General features: G+C 44.0%; 17 protein-coding genes and 1 other annotated feature. Of the genes, 3 read left to right on the forward strand and 14 right to left on the reverse strand.

The window, feature by feature from the left end:
- Positions 1 to 74 precede the first annotated feature (74 nt).
- From trxA to zapA, 11 genes are all read right to left on the reverse strand, one after another.
- Positions 75 to 389 (reverse strand): thioredoxin, encoded by a 315-nt coding sequence (gene trxA, locus BN1765_RS15490; protein ID WP_050615987.1) that lies wholly within the window; start codon positions 387 to 389, stop codon positions 75 to 77.
- A 293-nt stretch (positions 390 to 682) separates the two neighbouring features.
- Positions 683 to 1,660, reverse strand: coding sequence for an electron transfer flavoprotein subunit alpha/FixB family protein (locus BN1765_RS15495; RefSeq protein WP_050615988.1), 978 nt, complete (start codon positions 1,658 to 1,660; stop codon positions 683 to 685).
- Between the two features lie 32 nt (positions 1,661 to 1,692).
- Entirely contained in the window at positions 1,693 to 2,466 is a 774-nt protein-coding gene (locus tag BN1765_RS15500; RefSeq protein WP_050615989.1) for an electron transfer flavoprotein subunit beta/FixA family protein, read from the reverse strand.
- Between the two features lie 53 nt (positions 2,467 to 2,519).
- Entirely contained in the window at positions 2,520 to 3,293 is a 774-nt protein-coding gene (locus tag BN1765_RS15505) for an enoyl-CoA hydratase (RefSeq protein WP_050615990.1), read from the reverse strand.
- Positions 3,294 to 3,413: 120 nt separating this feature from the next.
- A complete protein-coding gene (locus tag BN1765_RS15510; RefSeq protein WP_050615991.1) occupies positions 3,414 to 4,007 on the reverse strand; it encodes a TetR/AcrR family transcriptional regulator in 594 nt (197 codons plus the stop codon).
- Positions 4,008 to 4,207: 200 nt separating this feature from the next.
- Positions 4,208 to 5,905 (reverse strand): long-chain-fatty-acid--CoA ligase, encoded by a 1,698-nt coding sequence (locus BN1765_RS15515; RefSeq protein ID WP_050615992.1) that lies wholly within the window; start codon positions 5,903 to 5,905, stop codon positions 4,208 to 4,210.
- Positions 5,906 to 6,325: 420 nt separating this feature from the next.
- Positions 6,326 to 6,742: a DUF350 domain-containing protein gene (locus tag BN1765_RS15520; protein ID WP_050615993.1), complete on the reverse strand. Its 417-nt coding sequence runs from the start codon at positions 6,740 to 6,742 to the stop codon at positions 6,326 to 6,328.
- A gap of 164 nt (positions 6,743 to 6,906) precedes the next feature.
- Positions 6,907 to 9,258, reverse strand: a complete 2,352-nt coding sequence (locus BN1765_RS15525) for an endonuclease MutS2 (RefSeq protein WP_050615994.1) — start codon at positions 9,256 to 9,258, stop codon at positions 6,907 to 6,909.
- Positions 9,259 to 9,291: 33 nt separating this feature from the next.
- Positions 9,292 to 11,013, reverse strand: coding sequence for a DNA polymerase/3'-5' exonuclease PolX (gene polX / locus BN1765_RS15530; protein ID WP_187119458.1), 1,722 nt, complete (start codon positions 11,011 to 11,013; stop codon positions 9,292 to 9,294).
- Between the two features lie 262 nt (positions 11,014 to 11,275).
- Positions 11,276 to 11,818, reverse strand: a complete 543-nt coding sequence (locus BN1765_RS15535; protein WP_050615996.1) for a CvpA family protein — start codon at positions 11,816 to 11,818, stop codon at positions 11,276 to 11,278.
- A gap of 5 nt (positions 11,819 to 11,823) precedes the next feature.
- Positions 11,824 to 12,084, reverse strand: coding sequence for a cell division protein ZapA (gene zapA / locus BN1765_RS15540; RefSeq protein ID WP_050615997.1), 261 nt, complete (start codon positions 12,082 to 12,084; stop codon positions 11,824 to 11,826).
- 334 nt (positions 12,085 to 12,418) lie between these two features.
- Here zapA and rnhC point away from each other — a divergent pair, with 334 nt between their 5' ends.
- Positions 12,419 to 13,372, forward strand: coding sequence for a ribonuclease HIII (gene rnhC, locus BN1765_RS15545; protein WP_050615998.1), 954 nt, complete (start codon positions 12,419 to 12,421; stop codon positions 13,370 to 13,372).
- A 226-nt stretch (positions 13,373 to 13,598) separates the two neighbouring features.
- Here the strand turns inward: rnhC and pheT are convergent, their stop codons facing one another.
- From pheT to BN1765_RS15560, 3 genes are all read right to left on the reverse strand, one after another.
- Complete coding sequence (gene pheT, locus BN1765_RS15550) at positions 13,599 to 16,013, reverse strand: phenylalanine--tRNA ligase subunit beta (protein ID WP_050615999.1); 2,415 nt, start codon at positions 16,011 to 16,013, stop codon at positions 13,599 to 13,601.
- A 19-nt stretch (positions 16,014 to 16,032) separates the two neighbouring features.
- Positions 16,033 to 17,076: a phenylalanine--tRNA ligase subunit alpha gene (gene pheS, locus BN1765_RS15555; protein WP_050616000.1), complete on the reverse strand. Its 1,044-nt coding sequence runs from the start codon at positions 17,074 to 17,076 to the stop codon at positions 16,033 to 16,035.
- 122 nt (positions 17,077 to 17,198) lie between these two features.
- Positions 17,199 to 17,436 (reverse strand) — a binding site (T-box leader).
- 65 nt (positions 17,437 to 17,501) lie between these two features.
- Positions 17,502 to 18,251 carry a TrmH family RNA methyltransferase gene (locus BN1765_RS15560; RefSeq protein WP_050616001.1) on the reverse strand — a complete coding sequence of 250 codons (750 nt, stop codon included), beginning with the start codon at positions 18,249 to 18,251 and terminating at the stop codon, positions 17,502 to 17,504.
- Between the two features lie 186 nt (positions 18,252 to 18,437).
- Between BN1765_RS15560 and sspI the strand changes: the two genes are divergently transcribed.
- Positions 18,438 to 18,647, forward strand: coding sequence for a small acid-soluble spore protein SspI (gene sspI, locus BN1765_RS15565; protein WP_050616002.1), 210 nt, complete (start codon positions 18,438 to 18,440; stop codon positions 18,645 to 18,647).
- A gap of 315 nt (positions 18,648 to 18,962) precedes the next feature.
- Positions 18,963 to 19,628: a hypothetical protein gene (locus BN1765_RS15570; protein WP_050616003.1), complete on the forward strand. Its 666-nt coding sequence runs from the start codon at positions 18,963 to 18,965 to the stop codon at positions 19,626 to 19,628.
- Positions 19,629 to 19,714 lie beyond the last annotated feature (86 nt).

Consider the following 19,714-nt stretch of genomic DNA (forward strand, 5'->3'; position numbering starts at 1 on the left):
TAAATGGACAGCAACTGGGAAAGGCTGCACGAAAAAAAAGCCGCCTTCAAAGGGCGGCTTTTTTAATCATCAGGTTAAGCGTGTTTTTTAACCAATTCAGCTAAAGCTTCTTTTGGTTGGAAACCGACTACTTTATCGACAACTTCTCCGTCTTTTAAAACAAGAAGTGTTGGAATACTCATAACTCCAAATTTGCCGGCAGTTTCTTGGTTTTCATCAACATCGACTTTAACAATCTTAACTGTATCGCTCATTTCGCTATCAAGTTCTTGAAGAACAGGAGCAATCATTTTACAAGGTCCGCACCATGGAGCCCAAAAATCGACAAGTACTAAACCTTGAGAAGTGTCACTAGAAAATGTTTGATCAGTAGTATTGACAATCGCCATACGAAAGCCCTCCTAATTATTACTAAAATCCTATTATCAGTATAACAGAGATATCCTGCGGGAAGCTAATGATTTGTTTAATGCGTCAACCTATAGCATGCCCTTAGTGGGACACTCTTAATCATAGGATGGTAAAACTGTTATAGTAGGTAACAGCTTGTAGTATAGTATGTACCCTTTTGGTCAAAAAGTAAACAATGCATTCGTTGTCCAGCTCTTGTATACAGGCGTTAAGACCTATAAAGCCCGAAGCGAAAAGCGGCCCGCTGATGCAACGGACCACTTTACTTGTATTATGCGTTTACTTTAAGTTTCTTGAATTCTTCAGTCAGCATCGGCACCACTTCGAATAGATCGCCGACAATGCCATAGTCCGCCACTTTGAAAATATTAGCTTCGGGATCTTTATTAATCGCGACAATTACCTTTGAATTGGACATACCGGCTAAATGCTGGATTGCTCCGGAGATACCGCATGCAATATACAGATCAGGCGTTACTACCTTCCCTGTTTGTCCAATTTGCAAAGAATAATCGCAATAATCGGCATCGCAGGCTCCACGTGAAGCGCCAACTGCCCCTCCAAGGACATCCGCCAATTCCTTCAACGGTTCAAATCCATCGGCACTTTTGACGCCGCGGCCGCCGGCCACAACTACTTTTGCTTCAGAAAGGTCTACACCGTCGGTTGCTTTACGGATTACTTCTTTAATTACCGTACGAAGGTCTTTGATTTCCACGCTTTGTGAAGTCACTTCTCCTGAACGGGATTCATCCTTTTCCAAAGGATTGATATTATTTGGACGGATTGTCGCAATGATCATTCCATCTGTAATGATTTTCTTCTCGAATGCCTTCCCTGAGTAAATTGGGCGTGTGAAGACTGTATTGCCTCCTTCTTCTTCCACGGAAGTCGCATCGGAAACCAAACCTGATTTTAGCTTCCCGGCGATACGGGGCGCCAAGTCTTTTCCTAATGCGGTGTGGCCCATGATGATTCCTTCTGGATTCTCTGCTTCGATGACAGCCAATAAAGCCTGGGCGTAACCGTCAGACGTATACTGGGACAATTGGGCATTTTCCACCGCTACCACTTTGTCTGCGCCATAATGAATGAATTCATTGCCAAGGGATTGTACAGCATCGCCGATCACTACGCCTACAATCTCTCCGCCATCTGCAGCAATCTTGGCTGCAGCCACTGCTTCAAACGTTACATTACGAAGTGCACCATCACGAATTTCACCTAATACTAGCATTTTTCTGGACATATATTTAGCCTCCTATTACGATCATGTTGGAATTAAAGTACTTTTGCTTCAGTATGAAGTAGATTGACAAGTTCTTTGACTTGGTCTTGCAATTCTCCGTCCAATACTTTTCCTGCTTCTTTCTTGGCAGGAAGAAAGATTTCAATTGTCTTCGTTTTTGCTTCCACATCATCTTCATCGATATCAAGATCGTCCAATTCTAGTTCTTCAAGCGGCTTTTTCTTCGCTTTCATGATTCCAGGAAGAGAAGGATAGCGTGGCTCGTTCAACCCTTGCTGTGCCGTAACCAATAAAGGAAGGCTCGTTTCAATCACTTCTGAATCGCCTTCAACGTCGCGGATAACGCTTACATTTGTTCCATCAATCGTCAATTTAGTGATTGTAGTGATGTATGGAATATCAAGGAACTCTGCTACACGAGGGCCCACTTGGCCGGATCCGCTATCGATTGCAACATTTCCTGCAATGATTAAATCGGCTTCTTTGTCCTTCAGGTATTCGCCAAGAATTTTCGAAGTAGAGAATTGATCTCCGTCTTCCACATCGTCTTCGATATTGATCAATACTGCCTTATCTGCACCCATTGCAAGGGCTGTACGCAGCTGCTTCTCAGCCTCTTCACTGCCGACAGTCACTACTGTGACTTCACCGCCATGAGCATCCCTGACATTAATCGCCTCTTCGACAGCGTATTCATCATAAGGATTGATAATGAACTCTGCGCCATCTTCATTGATCTTGCCGTTGGAAAGAGTGATTTTTTCTTCAGTATCAAATGTTCTTTTCAATAATACGTATATATTCATGTGATAGCCTCCTGCTACAATTTAATTATGAAGATTATGAATATTGACTCTATTTATTTGCCTGAGAATACGGGCTTTCGCTTCTCTATGAAAGCGGCAATCCCTTCCTTCGCATCCTGGGAAGTGAATATGTCTCCGAATGCAGCTGCTTCTTGTTTTACTCCCTCATGGTATTGTGCATGCTTGGAGTAGTTTAATAGTTCAATTGCTTTCTTGAGGGCCACTGGACTTTTTGCTGCAATTTTGCGAGCCAGCGAGGTAACAGCTTCCGGCAGTTCATCCTCGGGATAAGAAGCATTCGCCAGTCCCCAAGACACCGCTTCTCTTCCTGTAATGGGATCGCTGGAAAACATCATTTCGGCTGCCTTCGCCATTCCTATTAATCTTGGCAATCGCTGTGTGCCGGCAAAGCCAGGAACCAATCCAAGCTGCAATTCAGGCAATCCAAGTTTGGCTGTGTCGCTGACATAGCGAATATGGCAGGCCATGGCAAGCTCTAGCCCCCCGCCTAGCGCAGCCCCATGAATAGCGGCTAGAACTGGCTTAGGAAACGTTTCAATTCTTTCAAATAATTGTTGTCCAGCGGCTGATAGCTTCGAAAACTCCGGGCCATCTGCTATCGTGGTGAATTCTTTTATGTCAGCTCCCGCTGAGAAAAATCTTCCTTCCCCTTGTATCACAATAACGCGCGTTTCCTGGTTATCTTCAAGCTGATCCAGGACAGATGACAACTCTTGTAGAACCGCAGATGATAAAGCGTTTGCAGGAGCTTTATCAAGCTTGACAAAAGCAATATGCTCTTCTACTTGATACGAAATGAATGACATCCAAATCCCCCTTTGCTACTATATCCTTCTTAATTATACAATATTATTAAAAATAGTAACTATTTAACAGCTTATATTTTTTTTAAAAAAGGGCTGCACCGTAATGAAGCCCTTTTTTCCTTATTCAGCTGCACTGTGAGCCAAACCTGCAATAAATAAGTTATGAACATCCGCCGATAAATGCGGCAAGCTGTATTTATGGTCGTTCATGACCCAGTTCGTCACAATCTCATCAAGAGTGCCAAATATCATCTGGCGGGCAAGCTTATCATTCAAATCCTGTTTGAATTCTCCATTCGCTATGCCTTCCTTCAGAATTCCGTCAACAAGGTTCAAGTAACCTTTCAACACATCATTGATTTGTCTGCGGAGTTCGCTATTCGACTGCCGCAATTCCAATTGGGTCACCACAGCGAGATGAGGATCCTCCGACATGATGTCGAAATGCTTTTGAATGAGCACGGAAAGCTTATCGGACGCTGTTTCCTTAAGATTGATTTCATCATTGATTCTCTCAACGAATTCGCCCATCTTTTCCTGGAACAGTGAGATAAGGATATCTTCTTTATTTTTAAAATAGAGATAGATTGTGCCATCGGCCACACCTGCTTGTTTCGCAATCTTTGAGACTTGCGCTTGATGATAGCCATGTTCTGCTATGACCCCAACGGCGGCATCAATAATTTGTTTGTACTTTGGTTTGTTACGCTTCACGTTTTCTTCCCCTTTCAGAGAAATGAATGACTATTCATTCATAATGTTATAATAGATTGATTATTCTGGGATGTCAAGTAAAAAAGAGAGAGTCATCAAGCTCCATCTAATCTATTGAACCTTTCTATTATACACATCCTAAAAAACGCTGTCCAAAGCACAAACCAGCAGGCAGATTAAACATTATATCGGTTCTCCGGTCAGGCTTCCCGTTTATCTTGGGAGATTTTTTCTTTTTCTTCCTCTACAAGGCTTCTTCTTAAAATTTTCCCTACGGCTGTCTTCGGCAATTCTTTTCTAAATTCATAAGAGCGCGGCACTTTGTAGGCAGCCAGATGCTTTCTGACAAATGCATTCAGTTCCTCTTCACTGGTTTCCTTGCCCTCTTTAAGAACGATGTAGGCCTTGACTGTTTCCCCCCTGTATGGGTCGGGAACGCCCGCTACGACAGCTTCCTGAATATCCCTGTGTTCATATAGCACTTCTTCCACTTCCCGCGGGTAAATATTGTAACCGCCGGCAATAATCATGTCCTTTTTCCGGTCTACAATATAAAAATAGCCCTTCTCATCCTGATAGCCCAAATCCCCTGTCAGCAGCCAACCATTTTTGAACACATTCTCAGTTTCATCCGGGCGATTCCAGTATCCCTTCATCACCTGCGGCCCTTTTACGGCAATCTCCCCCACTTCATTAGGAGGCAGCGGTTCTCCTGTATCCATGGACAAAATGGCAGCATCCGTATCCGGCCATGGAACACCTATGCTCCCTTTGATGCGAGGGCGGTCCCAAAGGAAATTGGCATGGACGACTGGGGAAGTTTCCGTCAATCCGTACCCTTCAACCAATTTGCCGTTCGTCACTTTCTCGAATTGGTCTTGGATTTCGACAGGAAGAGGCGCGGAACCGCTGATGCAGGAGTGAATGGAGGATAGGTCGTATTTATGCAAATCCTTATTATTAAGGATCGCGATATACATAGTCGGCGCTCCGGGAAAAAGAGTCGGTTTCTGTTTGTCGATTGTCTTGAGGACAGTCTGGATATCGAACTTAGGAAGAAGGATCATTTTATACGCTTCCATAACAGCCAGAATGAGCACGGTAGTCATGCCGTAAACATGGAAGAAAGGAAGTATGCCCAGCACTGACTCTTCCCCTTTTTTGCATTTATACATCCATGCTTTGCACATTTTCGTATTCGCCACTAGATTTTTGTGTGTCAGCATAACGCCTTTAGGAAAACCAGTGGTGCCTCCTGTGTATTGCAGCAAGGCAAGGTCCTTTTCGATATCAACTTCCAAAGGTATTTCAACGGGTTTGCTTGTTTTAAGGATCTCCGTGAGCAAATGGACTTGCCCTCCATGACGGACATTTACAGAGATGCCCAGGTCTCTCTTTTGGATATATGGGTAAATGATGTTCTTAGGGAATGGCAGGTAATCTTTGATAGCGGTTACAATTACATGTTCAATATCTGTTTTACTTTGGATGGTTGCAACTCTTGGATACAGAGCATCCATCGTGAGGATGATTTTCGTACCCGAATCCTTCATTTGGTATTCGAGTTCTCTTTCCATATACAGTGGATTTGTCTGGACAACAACACCGCCGGCAAATAAAGCACCGAAATAGCCTATAACGGATTGCGGCGTATTGGGCAGCATAATGGCGATCCGATCGCCCTTTTCAACACCCAGCCCCTTCAGATAGTTAGCGAAGCGAAGGGCATCCTCATACAATTCCAAGAAGGTTATTTCCTTGCCCATGAAGTGTATGGCCGATTTATATGGATAATGTGTAGCGGCATCCTTAAGATAGGACTGTAGCGGCAAAGTTCCATAATCGAGCGTAGCGGGTATTTCCTTCGGATATTCATTCAGCCAATTTCTTTCTTCCATTTCTTGGCCCCCTTTTAGAAAATATTTACTTGTAATCCAATTATATCATAATGCACCCATTGATAACTGACAATTAGGAAAAATCAAACCGCTACTCAAAGACTCCTGTACCTTTCCGATAAGCATTAAAAAAATCGCCAATCAATTGGCGATTTTACTGTTTTATCTTATTCGAACTGTCGCTAAAACTCCCACTTCAACAGGGGGAGTGAAGACAAAGAAGTGTAAGTGTGAGATCAAGCGACAGCAAGAAGTCGATTGGTTCAACTAATAATCGGTGGAGATAAGCAAAAACCTCCACCGATTAAAGTTTCACTTGATCAGCTGATCATTAAATAGACAACTCCGATGACCATGAAAGCCGCAGCAGCAGCAATCAATACCTTTGCCAATGTCTCCATCCCAATCTCCCCTCAATCCTTACGAAATGCTGCTGATACCTGCACCGATAATGTAGGACAACCCGACAGAAATAATGAGAGCGATTAATCCTACCGCTCGGTTGTCACGTTGGATTTCTTCATCTATTTTGAAGCCCGGTGTCAAAAATTCGAAAATAAAATATCCGGCAACCAACAAGACAAACCCAAAGATGCCCCAATAAATCATATCCATCAAGCTGTCATGCTCCATAATGGAGTGGCGGAAGATATTGGCGATGCCGAATATCTTCCCACCTGTCGCCAGTGCGACGGCCACATTGCCTTTTTTGATTTCATCCCAGTTGCGGTATTTTGTCACAAGCTCAAAGACTGCCAAAAAAATCACCGTACAGAGAAGGGCCACACTGCAGTAGGCTGCAATATACACATAATTATTAGACCAAAACGCTTCCATATTCCTTGCTCCTATTTTGTCTCAATTTATCCCATTCTAACTGGCATTAGAACTCCCCTCCAACCCAAGGGTATAGACGAAGAAGTAAAGGTTCAGTAAGAACTAAGGTTAGTCCAACTAGATGAGTGGGTGATGAATGCCCCCACCGCACAAAGTAGTTTACTTTATTTCAGCTCAACGATGGTCACTCCGCTGCCGCCTTCGCCTTGTTCCCCAAAGCGAATGCTTTTGACAGACCGATGGTTTTTCAAGTACTCCTGCACCCCTTGGCGAAGTGCCCCCGTTCCTTTGCCATGGATGATTGAGACTCTCGGATAACCTGCCAGCACTGCATCATCAATATATTTTTCCACCCGCAGAAGGGCATTTTCATATCGCTCTCCGCGAAGATCAAGCTCCAGGCTAACGTGGAAGTCTTTCCCTTTCACAGTCGCAAGCGGCTTGGTTTCCACCGGCTTCGGAGCATTGACAAATTGCAGGTCCTGCTCCTTAACTTTCATTTTCATAATACCGATCTGGACAAGCCATTCCTTATTCGAAACTCGTTCGATCAACGCACCTTTACTATTCAAACTCAGTACCTTCACTTCATCGCCAGGCTGAAGTTCGTGGTCTTGTTTGCTAACTACTTTTTTCTTTTTCTTCAGCTTCGGAGCCGCTTCTTCCAGTCTTTTGCGCGCTTCGATCAATTCATGCTCTTTGACTTCCGCTTGTTTATTCAGGCGGAGATTGCGGAGATCTGATATGATTTCTTCCGCTTCTTCTTTCGCCTTTTCAATGATTTTTTGCGCTTTCAGCTTGGCATCTTCCAATTCAGCATCTTTTTCAGCATAGTATTGCTGCATTTCCCGCTGAAGGTCGTTATGCAATTTTTCCGCCGTGCGCAAATAGTCCCTGGCTTCATGCTTGTCCTGTTCAGCCTGGCGGCGGCTTTCTTCAAGTGAAGCAATCATATTCTCTACTTTATTGGTATCTTCACCTATATAGCCTTTAGCGTTTTCGATGATCCATGGCTGCAAGCCGAGCTTCTTGGAAATCTCGAATGCATTGCTTCGTCCCGGCACGCCAATCAGCAGCCTATACGTCGGGCTTAATGTATCGACATTAAATTCGACACTCGCATTGATTACTCCTTCCCGGTTATAGCCGTAAGCTTTCAACTCTGGATAATGGGTCGTGGCTATGATGCGCGATCCTCTTGCGTGGACCTCATCCAGAATCGAGATAGCAAGGGCGGCTCCTTCCTGGGGATCGGTCCCTGCGCCAAGCTCATCGAATAATACGAGCGTGTTTTCATCAACGTCGTCCAATATTTCCACAATATTCACCATATGGGAAGAGAATGTACTTAGGCTTTGCTCAATGGACTGCTCATCGCCGATATCAGCAAAGATTTTCTCGAATACGCAAATTTCCGAGCCGTCCAATGCCGGTATCTGTAACCCGGCCTGAGCCATCAGGCAACTCAGCCCAACCGTCTTCAGCGCCACGGTTTTACCGCCTGTATTCGGCCCCGTGATGACAATCGTCGTGTAATCCTTTCCGAGCATAATATCATTAGCAACAACCTGATTCCGGTCAATCAATGGATGTCTCGCTTTGACGAGCTTCATGTAACCTTCATTATTAAGAGTAGGCTTGGATGCCTTGATGCTGTGCGAATAACGCGCTTTGGCGAAAACAAAATCCATCGCTCCAAGGACATGAACATTATGGAGAAGTTCGGAAGCATATTCGCCCACCGTCACGGACAGCTGGATTAAAATCCGTTCAATCTCCTGCTGCTCACTTGCTTTCGCTTCCTGCAAAGCATTATTTAGAGCAACAATTGCCTGCGGCTCAATGAAAAGTGTCTGTCCGGAAGATGACTGGTCATGGATGATCCCTCCGTACACACCCTTGTATTCCTGTTTGACAGGCAAGACAAAACGGTCGTTGCGGATCGTAATAATGCTGTCCGACAGAGTTGTTGCGGCATTGGAAGACCGTATCATGCTCTCCAGCTTCTCTCTGACACGCGCTTCATTTGCCCGGAGCTGATGGCGGATGGTACGCAACTTTTCGCTTGCAGAATCTAGTACCTCGCCTTGATCTCCAATGGCATTCGTAATCAGTTTTTCGATGTCAAAAAGATCATAGAGCGTCTGCAGCTGTTCTGATAGCAGCGGCAATGAAACATCATCATCAGCCATGTCCTCGATAAAGCGTTGAAGCCTGCGCCCTGCACGCAATGTCGAAGCTGTTTCTTTCAACTCGTTGGGACTGAGCATGCCGCCGATTTTTGCACGTTTAGCATGGGGCGCTATATCGAATATCCCGTCAAGGGGAGCCTTGCCCTTCAGGCGGATAACAGTAGCTCCTTCATCCGTCTCAGCCTGCCATCTTTCAACCTCGGCGAAAGAAGTGGAAGGCATAAGTTCTTTCACTCGCTTTTGTCCTAGTGATGAAGCAGCAAAGTGCAATAGCTGCTCGCGTATTTTGTCGAATTCTAATGATTTTAATGATTTATTATTCACGGAGAATAATCCCCCTCAGTACTCATTTTCGTGTTAGTCATTTCTTTTCAGAAATGCAATCAGCTCATCTGCCGATTTCGTATTCAATATTGTCTCTTTTTTCAACAGGGCTTTCATGGCAGTGGAAACCCCGATAGGCATATGCTCAAGCATCTCCATGCTATGGGCATCCGTATTAATGGCAATTGTGACACCGGCAGCCTGGGCTTTCTTCAGATGCTCGGCTGACAGATCAAGCCGATTCGGGTTAGCGTTCAGCTCCAGCGCCGTGTTGGTTTCCTTGGCCCATTGGATTAAAAGATCCACATCCACATCATAACCATCGCGGCGGCCTATCAAACGGCCTGTTGGATGTGCAATGATATCGACATTGGGATTATCAAGGGCTGTCTTCAAGCGTTTCATAATTTGTTCCCTGTCTTGCGAAAAGCTGGAGTGAATGCTGGCAATTACAAGATCCAGTTCTTTCAACAGCTCATCATCGAAATCCAATGTTCCATCGGGCAGGATATCCATTTCAATGCCTGCTAGGATTTCGATGTCATCATATTTTCTATTATACTCTTTTATAAGCTGAATCTGCTCTCTCAGCCGCTCCGGCGTTAAGCCGTTCGCAACCTTTAAATACTGCGAATGGTCTGTAATAGCCATATAGGAATACCCTTTCGCCCTGCAAGCCTCTATCATTTCCTCAATTGAGTAAGCTCCATCGCTCCAGGTCGAGTGCATATGGATATCGCCTTTTATATCGTCCGGACCGACGATTTCATCAGCAGGGAAATAATCAACTTCCGTCCCGTCTTCACGGCATTGAGGAGGAATGAAAGGCAAATCGAAATGATGGTAAAACGCTTCTTCGCTCGGAAAAGTCAATACTTCCCCTGTTTCGGCATTCTCCACTCCATATTCACTGATTTTTTCTCCCCGTTCTTTTGCTAGTTGGCGCATTCGCACATTATGGTCCTTCGACCCTGTGAAATGGTGAAGGGTCGTATAGAATTCTTCCGGCTTAATCATGCGGAAATCAATGCTGATATCATATTCATAGGAAAGTGTAATAGAAACTTTCGTATCCCCCGCACCGATTACATCCTTAATATTGGGAAGCTGCAGCAATTGTTCACGTACTTCTTCCGGCCGATCAGTCGCTATAATAAAATCAAGATCCTTGACGCTTTCTTTCATCCGCCGCAGGCTGCCGGCCCGGGAAAATTTTTTGATGGCATCTATTTTGCCCAAATACGTCTCAATCTGATCGGCAATCGGCATGACGAACGATAAAGGAAAACGGTCAGGACCGTCGTTCACTTCCTTGAGCGCATTCAAGATTTTCTCTTCCGATTTGGCGCCGAAACCAGCCAGGGCACTCACCTTTTTTTCTTCACAGGCTTTCATCAGCTCGTCTTTATTAGTGATATGCAACTCTTTATATAGCTTGGCGATTTTCTTTCCGCCAAGCCCGGCAATCCGCAACAGAGGAATAAGGCCTTCAGGCACTTCAGCCTGCAGTTCTTTGAGCGTCGCTGATTCCCCCGTTTCTCTATATTCCTCTATGACAGCAGCGGTTCCTTTGCCGATTCCCGGCAATGCCGTCAGATCATCTATTTCTTTCAGACTGCGCTGGTCATTTTCAAGCGCTGCAGCTGCTTTGCGGAAAGCGGATGTTTTAAAAGGATTCTCGCCCTTCAATTCCATATACATCGCTATTTTCTCCAATAGCTTAATGATATCCTTTTTATTAATGCTCACGTTCATCACCTCTTATATTGATTTCCCGTTTTGTGCCAAATAATATAGTTAGATCACCGATTATGTACCTGTAAATAAAGATACCCTTGAATGCATTTATTCTCAAGTATTGTCCCTAAAAAGGGAATTGAACAGAGAAATTCATATTCATAGCGGTCAACATAAGGACAGAGCTGAAGCAATCCGGGTTGTCCGTGTCTTTCGCCTGGACATATAAAAAGCTGACCCAAAAGAGCTGTCGGATCGATTCAGCTTTTTGGGATCAGCTTTAAATTGACGTATAATGGAACCAAAGTTCTTTGATCTTTTCGGAAAGCAGCGGTGTATGCTTTACCATATTTTCCGCTATGAAGGATGTCTGGATGTGGTCCTGAATAAAAGGAATCGGTAGAAGTGCTCCGAGGAACAATAGAATAAATACAACCAGGTAGACTTCAATGAATCCGAAGATTCCTCCTCCCCAGCGGTTTAGTTGTTTCAATATAGGGAATTGGGCAATAAAATCTAGCATACTTCCAAATATTTGCCACAGAATCTTGACGGCGAAGAAGATCACAATGAAAGCAATGGCGTTATAATAGGCTGCCTCCACGCCTAATCCGTTGAACAGCGTATTCATGCTGCCCGATTCGCCCATCGATGGAAACGGAATCCATAGTTCCAACTTAGGGGACAAATCATCATAGAAACTAACAGCGGCGATGAATGCCACGAGGAAACCTGTTATATGTATAAGCTGAAGTATTAGACCGCGCCTTAAGCCTACGGCGACGCCGATCAAAAACATCGCTATCAATATCATGTCAAACATTCAGTTCAATCCTTTTCTTTCGATTGTTCCATTTCAAGATAATCCAATCGGTCTTTTAGCTTCAAATAATCATGAATGGCATTTATAGCAGTCAGCACGGCTAATCGACTAACGTCCAGATTAGGATTCTTGGCACTAATCTCACGCATTCGATCATCGACCATCGAGGCAACCAGCCGGATATGACTCGAAGATTCCGTGCCGACGATCGTATACTGCTGCCCATAAATATCAACGGTTATTTTACTTTTTTTCTCACTAGACAAGGTCATATCCCCCCTATTCCACAGAATCCTAATCTCTATAATAACATGAACAGAAGGACCTTGAAAGTATTAAAGCCAAAGTTGGGCCTAATGTTCGTATGGGAAATTTGCATCCGCCTCCTGGCTGTCAGGATCAGGTTAACTCCCAGGTAAGATCACCCGCAAAAGGGGCATATAGGCATATAGGCACAGATAATCAGAATCACCTTCTCTTTCCTTTGGCAGGGGCTTCAGCCATCCTCGGATTAGGCAAACGTTTTAGCTTCGGTAAAAATGAGTTAAAATAGAATGATCTAGTCTATAATGATAGAAGTCCCTAAAAAGGAGTGATCAAATGGCGAATGTCGTTTTACAAATGAACACGGCCACCATCTCAGAGATGAATACATATTATCAATCTTCAATTGGAGCGAAGATGCCCCAAGGAGCCATCTTTTCCGCTAAGCCTCCAGGCTGCACGGTGACAGCGTATAAATCAGGCAAAGTCCTTTTTCAAGGGGCCAACGCTGAAACAGAAGCGAACAAATGGCAAAGCAGACAATTAAATAAGCCCGCTTCTACCGTTCCTTCCCGTAAAAATACAGTGAAGCACCATTCCTATTCTCCTCCTCCGGCCATCGGCAATATGAGTGTCATAGGATCTGATGAAGTCGGCACAGGCGATTATTTCGGGCCGATTACTGTAGCGGCTGTCTATGCGGCTGCCGATAAGATCCCTTTACTGAAGGAATTGGGCGTTCGGGATTCCAAGCACCTCAAAGACCCGCAAATAATGGAAATCGCCTCCCAACTGAAGCACGCGGTTCCTTTTTCGCTGCTTGTCCTGGATAATGAAAAATACAATAAACTCCAGGCTGGCGGGATGTCGCAAGGGAAAATCAAAGCTTACCTGCATAATTTGGCGCTTAAGAAATTAATCGAAAAAATAAAGCCTGAGGAAGCGGAAGCCGTTCTGATTGACCAGTTTGCACAGCCTGATGTTTTCTTCAATTATTTAAAGGACCAAGAAATGTTCGAGTGCAAAAATATTTTTCTAAGCACAGGGGCCGAAAGTGTACATGTGAGTGTAGCTGCAGCTTCCATCCTTGCCCGTGCTGCTTTCGTCAAAAAATTTGAGGAGCTCAGCGATCGAGCGGGCTTTGCCATCCCTAAAGGGGCTGGCCCAGCTGTCGATACAGCCGCAGCTAAATTAATCGAACGTAAAGGATTGGGCAGCCTTGATTCGTTCACCAAGTTGCACTTCGCTAATACGGAAAAAGCGAAGAAAATTCTGAATAGAAAAAGATAAAAAAAGATCAGGCCGCAACATGCTGCCTGATCTTTTTCTGTTTTATTCAGAGCGCCAGCCTCTTAAGCTTGTCGGGGCTGTTCGGCGCTTTCCGCTTTTATTTTATCCAGCTGCAAGCGCCAGCCCCTCGAGGTCTTAAGTTGGTCATGTCCTAAGGCAAAAAATGGCCTTTGGTCATGACCCCCTTAAGCTTGTCGGGGCTGTTCGGCGCTTTCCGCTTTTATTTTTACCCGCGCAGTTCTGCTCCGGCTTTTTCTTTAACGGCTTTTAATACTTTTTCATGTGCCTTTGTTACTTCTTCATCTGTCAATGTTTTGGCAGGGTCGAAATATTTTAAAGAGAATGCAATGGACTTCTTGCCTTCTTCCATGCGGTCCCCTTCGTATAGGTCGAAGACAGCCACATCTTTTAAAAGCTTTCCTCCCGCTTCAATGATGATATTTTTTATATCACCGGCAATTGTTTCTTTATCCAGCACAAGTGCGATATCTCGTGTGATAGACGGGAAACGAGGAATGCTTTCGTATGCGATCGGCGCTACATCCGCATTCAGCAATGCTTCAAGCGACAATTCAAATACATATGTTTCTTTAATATCATGCTGTTGTTCAACCGTAGGGTGAACTTGGCCTACATAACCGATATACTTGCCATCCAAGGAGACAGCTGCTGTTCGGCCCGGGTGCATGCCTTCTACTTCGGTTGCAGCAAATGTAATTCGGCCAGCTACGCCCAATTTTTTGAACAAGCCTTCAAGGATTCCTTTAGCAACGAAGAAATCCAATTGTTTCTTCTCGCCTTGCCACAGCTGAGTATGCCATACACCAGTGATTGCACCGGCTACATGCTCTCTTTCTTCCGGCAATGCTTCGCCTTCTGTTTGAAGGAAAACAGTTCCTGTCTCGTATAAAGCAACAGAATCATTCTGTCTGGCAACATTATATTGCAACGCTTCAAGCAATTGCGGTACGATACTTTGGCGAAGGACGCTGCGTTCTTCACTCATTGGCATCGCCAATTTGACGGTATCGCCTTTTTCAATGGCAAAGGCAGTCGCTTTTGTTGCTGATGTTAACGCATAGGACACTGCTTGGTATAACCCTGCTCCTTCAAGGAAGCGGCGGACGATTCGGCGTTTCGCTTGGTATGGAGACAGTTTTCCAGCAGTTCCTGATGCTGCAGGAAGTGTTTTAGGAATGTTGTCATAGCCATACAGACGGGCCACTTCTTCCACTAAATCCTCTTCGATTGTAATATCGCCTCGGCGAGTAGGAACGGTCACTGTTATAGTGCTGCCTTCCACTGTGCTTTCAAATTTTAAGGCAGAGAAGATGTCCTGCACTTGTTCCATTGATAAATCAGTGCCTAATAAGGTATTGATTTTCTCAATTGTGATGGAAACAACAGCCGGTTCCACAACAAGCGTATCCACTTCCACTGTTCCTTCCAGAACTGTTCCCCCTGCATATTGTTCCATAAGCGCTGCTGCACGTTCAGCAGCCGCACGTACACGCTCTGGATCAACACCTTTTTCATAACGGGCACTTGCTTCGCTGCGAAGGGCATGGTCTTTTGATGTTCTGCGTACAGAAGCAGCAGAGAAATAGGCAGATTCAAGCAACACAGTTGTTGTGGAATCGCTCACTTCTGAATTTGCTCCACCCATTACCCCGGCAAGTGCAATCGGTTCTGAGCCATTTGTGATGACCAATTGATGCGGCTGCAGTTTACGTTCAGCATCATCCAATGTAACCATTGTCTCGTTTTCTTTCGCAGTGCGGACAACGATTTCTTTTGAGCCGATTTTGTCGTAATCAAAAGCATGCAACGGTTGGCCGTATTCAAGCAAGATATAATTGGTGATGTCGACGATATTATTGTGTGGGCGGATGCCGCTGGCCATCAACGTTGTCTGCAACCATAAAGGCGATGGTCCGACTTTAACGTCTTTAATCACTTTTGCCGTATACAAAGGATTTGCTTCTTTGTCCTCAACCTTAACCGAGATGTAATCAGCGGCTTTTTCATCTCCCTCAGATACTGAGTGCTCCGGCCATTTTACCTCTTTACCAAGGATGGCACCCACTTCATAGGCAACACCAAGCATACTTAGGCAATCAGAGCGGTTCGGCGTCAAGCCCAGCTCAAGAATCTCATCATTCAGTCCGAGTTGTTCAAGCGCATCCGTGCCCACTTCAACATCATTAGGGAAAACAAAAATGCCCGTGCTGTATTCTTTTGCAATCAGCTTGCTTTCAATGCCCAGCTCTTGCAGGGAACAAATCATTCCATGGGAAGCTTCGCCGCGCAATTTTGCTTTTTTAATTTTGAAATTGCCAGGAAGAACAGCTCCGACAGTTGCGACTGCCACCTTTTGGCCTTTATCGACGTTTGGCGCGCCGCAGACAATTTGGACGGGTTCTTCTGCGCCGATGTCCACTTGGCAAATATTCAGTTTATCCGCTTGCGGGTGTTTTACTTTTTCCAGTACGTGTCCGACCACAACGCCTGATACGCCTTCACTCTTCTTGTCGACACCTTCTACTTCGATGCCGCTCTTTGTAATTTTCTCTGCCAATTCATTTGCAGAGATACCTTCTAGATCAACATATTGTTGAAGCCATTTATATGAAACAAACATCTTCTTTTCCCTCCTCTGATTATTGTCCTTCGTAACGGTCGAATTGTTTCAGGAATCGGATATCGTTGCTGTAGAAATGTCTGATATCATCAATTCCGTATTTCAACATAGCAATGCGCTCTACGCCCATTCCGAAAGCAAAACCTGAATATACCTCTGGATCGAAGCCAGCCATTTTCAATACATTTGGATGCACCATTCCCGCTCCAAGAACTTCGATATAACCGGTGCCTTTACATACATTACAGCCTTTTCCGGCACAGATCTTACAAGAAATATCCACTTCGACCGATGGCTCAGTGAACGGGAAGAAACTTGGGCGCAGGCGAATCATACGGTCCTCCCCAAACATTTTCTTCGCAAACACTTCAAGTGTGCCAGACAAATCGCTCATGGCGATGTTTTTATCTACTACAAGGCCTTCAATTTGCATGAATTGGTGTGAGTGGGTCGCATCATCGTTATCGCGGCGGTACACTTTTCCCGGGCAAATAATTTTAACAGGGCCCTTGCCATCATGATTTAGCATGGTTCTCACTTGTACAGGAGAAGTATGGGTCCGCATCAATGTTTCTTCAGTAATATAGAAGCTGTCCTGCATATCGCGTGCCGGATGTCCTTTAGGGAGGTTCAATGCTTCAAAATTATAATAGTCCTGCTCCACTTCAGGTCCTTCAGCCACTTCATATCCCATTCCAATAAACAGGTCTTCAATCTCTTCAATGATTTTAGTCAGCGGATGAGGATTGCCGGCTTTGACTGTATAACCCGGCAATGTAACATCGATTTTTTCCTTGGCCAATTTGGCTGCGACAGCCGCTTCTTCAAGCTGTGCTTGTTTCTTTTCGATGCTTCCACCGATCGCTGCGCGCACTTCATTGGCTAATGCCCCCATTTTAGGGCGTTCCTCAGCCGATAATTTACCCATACCGCGAAGGACCTCTGTAATCGGCCCTTTTTTTCCAAGGTAAGCAACACGTACATCATTCAATTCTTTAAGATCAGAAGCCACTTCAATTTTTTGCAGCGCTTCTTCCTGCAGTTTTTTCAACGTTTCCTGCATCATGTTTTCCTCCTTTAATCCGGCTGCCGCCGGTTGTTGGTATTTTCTGATTGCCGGCATTGCCCTTTATAGTAATTGCGTTAGAAGCACAAGTCCGAAAACATAAAAAAACCCCGTCCCATAAAAGGGACGAGGTAAATCGTCGCGGTACCACCCTTGTTGATGCACAAATAATCTGTACACTACTTCATTGCAATAACGGTTTTTTAACCGGGTGCATCTTTACGCAGAATTCTGCGGTCCCGATGCCAGCTCGAGAGGTGAACTTCACTCTTCCATCCTTGTAAAAATGCTTTCAATCACGGCATTTTCTCCCTGTAACATCCGGCAAGAGCTACTTTTCTCTGTCAACGCTTTTCAATTATTCATTTCTCTTCATATTATAGTGAATTTCTGCGCAATATGCAACAACCCGTGCGATATTGTCACCCATTCTGCAGGCTGTACAACAAAATGCCGGCTGCCACTGTTACATTGAGTGATTCTGCTTGTCCATAAATAGGAATATACAGATTGCGGTCACATAGGCCAAGAACCTCAGCGCTAACACCATTGCCCTCATTACCGACTACCACGGCGAATGAATCGGATGCAGTCGCTTCCCGGTAATCGACAGCATCCTGCAGCGAGGTCCCGTAAACTGTCATTCCCTGTTCCTGCAATTGTGGTATAAAGGTTGCCAAATCAGCTTTGACGACAGGGATATGGAAAATAGAACCCTGCGTGGAACGCAAAGACTTGCTATTATAAACATCAACGCATCCATGGCCGCATACCACTAAATCCATGCCGGCTGCATCAGCAGTCCGGATCAGTGTGCCGATGTTGCCTGGATCCTGGATGCCATCAAGCAATAATGCTTTTTGATATGTAAGATGTTCATACTTAATCGTTTCACAGACAGCAAATATTCCTTGTGATGTTTCTGTTTCAGCCAATTCTTTTACAACTGCAGGCACCGTATTATATATCTCAATTCCATCAACATTCCATTTTGCCGGCAATTCCGCTTCCTCATCTTTGATAAGAGCGGTCACATTTGCATGTTTTAATGCTTCTTCGACCAAATGATAGCCTTCGACAAGGAATTGCCCCGCTTTATCGCGGCCTTTTTTACTCAATAATTTCTTCCATGATTTCACTTTATCATTCTGTACAGATTGAATGAACTTCATCTTTTCATTCACTCCTTTTCTTCCGTCCGATTTAACCAGTATAGCCTAACTATTATACATAATAAATGCAGCTTTGAGAAAAAATAAAGGGAAATGGGCTGTCTATTGGAATCCTGTTCCCTTGGACAGTCTATTGAACCAATATGTGGACTGAATATAAGGAAGTAAACACGAGGAGGATAACTTATGAGTTTAAACTTGCGAAATGCCGTAATCCATAATGTTTCAGGAAATTCTCAAGAACAACTGGAAAATACAATCGTGGATGCCATTCAGAGCGGTGAAGAAAAAATGTTGCCGGGCCTTGGTGTATTATTTGAGGTCATTTGGAACCATTCAACCGATGAAGAAAAAAAGGAAATGCTGTATGCATTGGAGAGCGGATTGAAGAAATAAATATTTTCTGAAAAGGCATTGATAATGAATTTTTTATTGTCAATGCCTTTTATAATGAGAGCACATTTAATCGAAACGCACTTCACTTGTATCGTAAAACTTCCTGTAATTCTAGAACAACAAAGCATTGTGTATTCAAACATTGGTGTTTATTTCAACTTTTACGAAAAACGTGGAAATAACTTACTATCCACCCTTTTATTTTATATTTACAATCTTATAACAAATAGATACATTTACCTATGCGATAAATCTACATCATATCGTTTACATAGGTCAAATACATAAAAAAGGAAGGAAGTAGGAGAAAGAACCATGATGTATTCAGCAGTAAAAGTAGTAGCAGGAGCAGTGTTAGGAGGAACGATCGTTTTATCAGCGTTAACTTGGGCTGGCGATGAAGACCTTAGCGCTGCAGTAACAAAAGGTGAATCTTTCAAAGAGAAAACTATTCAAGTAATTGATAGCCTAAATGACACTAAAAATAAACTCAAAGAAACCGAGGGACTACTTGCTAATGCCGGATTAGAAAACGATGAGTTAACAAAAAGCATCAACGACCTAAACCAGCAACTTGGTGAACTTCAAAAAAATTATAATGAATTAGTAGCCAAGGATTCAGCTTCTAAAGCAGAAATTGAATCTCTTAAAGAACAAGTTGAAACTGCAAAAACTACAATCGGTTCTCTTCAAGATGAATTAGCTACAGTTAAAGCAGAAAAGGCAGAAACAGAAGAAGCTTTAAAGGCTGCGCAAGATAAGCTAAAAGAAATTGAAGAAAACTACGACAATCTTTATGAGGCTCTTGAATATACCAACGTAATAGTATTTGAGCGCTACCAGGAAATCCAACGTCTTAATGACGAGTTAACCAAAGCAAATGAAGAAATTAAGAAAGCAAATCAAGCAGCTTCTGAACACAAAGATAATATGGACGAAGTGCTAGATGAATCCATCTTTGATGAAGTATTAAGCAAATAATAAATGTTCAACTAGGAAGGGGAGGGTTCGTCCTTCCCCTTTAATACTAGAAAGAGGAGCTTATTTCCTTGTCAATTCGCATTATA

The organism is Bacillus testis (assembly GCF_001243895.1).
GTDB lineage: Bacteria > Bacillota > Bacilli > Bacillales > DSM-1321 > Bacillus_AD > Bacillus_AD testis.

Bases quoted from the DNA above. Each gene is read 5' to 3' on its own strand.
- BN1765_RS15535 (WP_050615996.1), bottom strand. From the start codon at position 11,818: ATGTTTGACATGATATTGATAGCGATGTTTTTGATCGGCGTCGCCGTA.
- BN1765_RS15570 (WP_050616003.1), top strand. From the start codon at position 18,963: ATGATGTATTCAGCAGTAAAAGTAGTAGCAGGAGCAGTGTTAGGAGGA.
- BN1765_RS15505 (WP_050615990.1), bottom strand. From the start codon at position 3,293: ATGTCATTCATTTCGTATCAAGTAGAAGAGCATATTGCTTTTGTCAAG.
- BN1765_RS15520 (WP_050615993.1), bottom strand. From the start codon at position 6,742: ATGGAAGCGTTTTGGTCTAATAATTATGTGTATATTGCAGCCTACTGC.
- BN1765_RS15500 (WP_050615989.1), bottom strand. From the start codon at position 2,466: ATGAATATATACGTATTATTGAAAAGAACATTTGATACTGAAGAAAAA.
- BN1765_RS15515 (WP_050615992.1), bottom strand. From the start codon at position 5,905: ATGGAAGAAAGAAATTGGCTGAATGAATATCCGAAGGAAATACCCGCT.
- pheT (WP_050615999.1), bottom strand. From the start codon at position 16,013: ATGTTTGTTTCATATAAATGGCTTCAACAATATGTTGATCTAGAAGGT.
- rnhC (WP_050615998.1), top strand. From the start codon at position 12,419: ATGGCGAATGTCGTTTTACAAATGAACACGGCCACCATCTCAGAGATG.
- BN1765_RS15495 (WP_050615988.1), bottom strand. From the start codon at position 1,660: ATGTCCAGAAAAATGCTAGTATTAGGTGAAATTCGTGATGGTGCACTT.
- sspI (WP_050616002.1), top strand. From the start codon at position 18,438: ATGAGTTTAAACTTGCGAAATGCCGTAATCCATAATGTTTCAGGAAAT.
- polX (WP_187119458.1), bottom strand. From the start codon at position 11,013: ATGAACGTGAGCATTAATAAAAAGGATATCATTAAGCTATTGGAGAAA.
- trxA (WP_050615987.1), bottom strand. From the start codon at position 389: ATGGCGATTGTCAATACTACTGATCAAACATTTTCTAGTGACACTTCT.
- pheS (WP_050616000.1), bottom strand. From the start codon at position 17,076: ATGCAGGAAACGTTGAAAAAACTGCAGGAAGAAGCGCTGCAAAAAATT.
- BN1765_RS15560 (WP_050616001.1), bottom strand. From the start codon at position 18,251: ATGAAGTTCATTCAATCTGTACAGAATGATAAAGTGAAATCATGGAAG.